At 58.2% G+C, this 765-nt stretch carries 1 pseudogene; it reads right to left on the bottom strand.

What is annotated here, in order from left to right:
* Nucleotides 1-765: pseudogene (locus tag PMI22_RS31520) on the bottom strand (IS3 family transposase); the annotation flags it as partial.

The following is a 765-nucleotide window of genomic DNA, read 5'->3' as shown; positions in this document are numbered from 1 at the left end:
ATCAGATAGAGGTAGTAATACTTGCCGCGTATCGGCGACGGCAGGTACGTGATGTCCCAGGACCACACCTGATTGGGCGCTTTGGCCGCATGCGTTGTCGGTGCTGCGTACCGCTTGGGGCGCTGACTACGGCCTCGATGTTGCTGTTGACCCGTTGCTCGCAAGACGCGATAAAGCGTCGCCTCCGACGCCAGATAGCGCCCTTGATCGGCCAGGCGTGGCACGATCTGGCTCGGCGGCAGGTGGGCATACGCAGGGCTGTTACACAACGTCACGATGGTCTGACGCTCGACTTCGCTCAGTGCATTTCGCGGAGTTGGCCGTGTGACAGTCGTTCGGGCATCGGCCTGGATAACCTCTGTTTCAGTCCACCGTTGCAATGTCCGCAGCGATAAACCAATTTCCCGGCAGGCTCTGATTTTTCTAGCGCCTGCCGCGACCGCGCTTTCCAGCCAGGCAACGAGCAACTGGCGCTCTGGTAAAGACGTTAGTTGTCCTCGTTGTCGTTCGTCCCCCAGTAATCGTTGAGCTTTTTTCGCAGCACCAACAACGCGGCTGTTTCAGCAAGCGCCTTGTCTTTGCGGCGCAGTTCGCGCTCAAGTTCCTGGATGCGTTTCTTGTCCTTGCGAGCTTGCTCCCGATCTTCTTTTTGCTGGGCTTTGTCTGCCTTCTGACCGTTGATGCAGGCCTGTCGCCAGGCGGTGATTTGCTCGGAGTAAAGGCCTTTGCGGCGGCAGTATTCACCCAGGTCGATCTCGGACAAAC

It is taken from the genome of Pseudomonas sp. GM21 (genome assembly GCF_000282215.1).
Classification (GTDB): domain Bacteria; phylum Pseudomonadota; class Gammaproteobacteria; order Pseudomonadales; family Pseudomonadaceae; genus Aquipseudomonas.
The sequence above is the reverse complement of the archived record's forward strand: the minus strand, read 5'-3'. Positions and strand labels throughout refer to the sequence as shown.